This is a genomic window from Cupriavidus phytohabitans (assembly GCF_017815025.1).
GTDB lineage: Bacteria > Pseudomonadota > Gammaproteobacteria > Burkholderiales > Burkholderiaceae > Cupriavidus.
The window spans coordinates 1-1,485 of sequence record NZ_JAGIQB010000182.1 but is presented as its reverse complement, the minus strand read 5'-3'; the positions used below and the strand labels follow the sequence as shown (position 1 = coordinate 1,485).

At 57.0% G+C, this 1,485-nt stretch carries 2 protein-coding genes and 1 pseudogene; 1 reads left to right on the top strand and 2 read right to left on the bottom strand.

The genetic code is table 11. The annotated features are described in order from the left end of the window. Positions 1–75: 75 nt before the first annotated feature. Positions 76–201 (top strand): annotated as a pseudogene (locus tag J8I34_RS35165) (IS4 family transposase); the annotation flags it as partial. On the opposite strand, the gene J8I34_RS35370 reads toward J8I34_RS35165, so the two are convergent. Further along, positions 190–459: a transposase gene (locus tag J8I34_RS35370; RefSeq protein ID WP_209778066.1), complete on the bottom strand. Its 270-nt coding sequence runs from the start codon at positions 457–459 to the stop codon at positions 190–192. The pseudogene J8I34_RS35165 and the gene J8I34_RS35370 sit on opposite strands and share 12 nt — an antisense overlap. A gap of 272 nt (positions 460–731) precedes the next feature. Continuing rightward, positions 732–1,358 (bottom strand): arsenate reductase/protein-tyrosine-phosphatase family protein, encoded by a 627-nt coding sequence (locus tag J8I34_RS33980; protein ID WP_209778068.1) that lies wholly within the window; start codon positions 1,356–1,358, stop codon positions 732–734. Positions 1,359–1,485 lie beyond the last annotated feature (127 nt).

Below are 1,485 nucleotides of genomic sequence, written 5' to 3'. Positions count from 1 at the left end.
TTCTACTCCCTGGTGGCCTAACCGCAGCACCTTTCCGTCCCCCGCTCGCCCCTACCTCCTTATCGCGACGGAACCCGCAAGGGCGATGGCGAACCAGGGGTCAAGACAATCTGGCAAGGCCTGCCGCGCGTAATGGACTTCGCCGCCGGTATCAAGTACGCCCGGGGTCGCCGAGTGGGTCCGTCTGCTTCAAGGCGCTGACGATGCGGCGCAAAGAGGTGGCGGCGGAAATTCGGACAGGCGGCTAAGTGGGAGCGCGCCTCTGACCTGTTCGTTTGCCATGCGTCGGGCTTCGGCGGCCCGCACGTCGTCCAGGGCGAGGTTCATCTTGGCGACGATGTGGAAGCGGTCGAGGATATTCAAGGCATTGGGGCAATGTTTGGCGTTCAGCTTCAGATAGGGCTTCGCGGCCGCGCTTACACTCCACGCGCCGCATCGCGTACAGTAAGACCACGGCAAAGCCCCAGATCGGGATGTACTCGAAGCGGCGCGGAGCTGGCGGAGCAGTATGACGTGCGCTCCGCCTTTGGTCTTCCTCTCATCACCACCTCGCCGTTTGCGTGCCTTCAACGCAGACTACGTGGTGTCAATAATGCAAGGAACTTCTGGCGCAGAACACTAGCACAAGAAAAGCCACGCCCGGCGCGCTGATGTACGCCCTCTCTCCTCAACGAGTAACTTGGTGTATGGTTCGACCTCATATCGCGGGGCAGCCCAAAGAAAAATAGTTTCTACTTTTCGATCCTACTGACGAGATTATCGAAACCCTCGCGGGCTATACGGTCGATATCCAGTATCAGTTGGCGGTGACGATTGGCGTCGTTGGCTCCCGCGCCGTCAGCAATGCCTTCATTACAGCCGGTCAGCTCCGTAAACAGCATGACTTTCTCGCTGAATCCCGGGAACTGCACGTTGATGCCATATTTTGGATCGGAAATGGTCGGCGTGTCCAGGGCCATAACGATAGCGGCTTTTTCGAGATCGGAGCGGCTGAGAACGGTCGCACGATGCTTCACCAGGTCATCGGTAAGACCCAGCTCGCGAAGCGTCCGCTCGGCATTCTCCCATTCCATACCGGCGCTTCCATTAGCGGCGGTATAGAATTTGAGATTGTTATGTGGGGGGATCTCCGGGATCGCGGGCGTCCCCTGCATACCGCGAGAAATGACACGGTATTTCTCGCCAAGGCCACGCTTCTCGATAACCTTCTGCAACACAACCTCGGCAACAACCGACCGCTGAATATTGCCCCTGTCCACTACCAGGATGGTCTTTCCCGCACCAGAGTCGGATTGCGCCAGGGCATGGGTTATACCGGTAAGCAAGGCTAAGAGAAGAACGACCTTAAATTGGCGCATAAAGCTTATTCCTATAATTGATCGAAACTGTGTCAACGTTTGGATGATTGAACCCATTTCCTTATACAGAAGTCATGACTCTTCCCGCAGTGCTTGAATGGTGAGCGCGGCGTCCATAGTTCGCTGC

Excerpts from the sequence above, each read along its gene's own strand:
- J8I34_RS33980 (WP_209778068.1), bottom strand. The coding sequence starts at position 1,358 with ATGCGCCAATTTAAGGTCGTTCTTCTCTTAGCCTTGCTTACCGGTATA.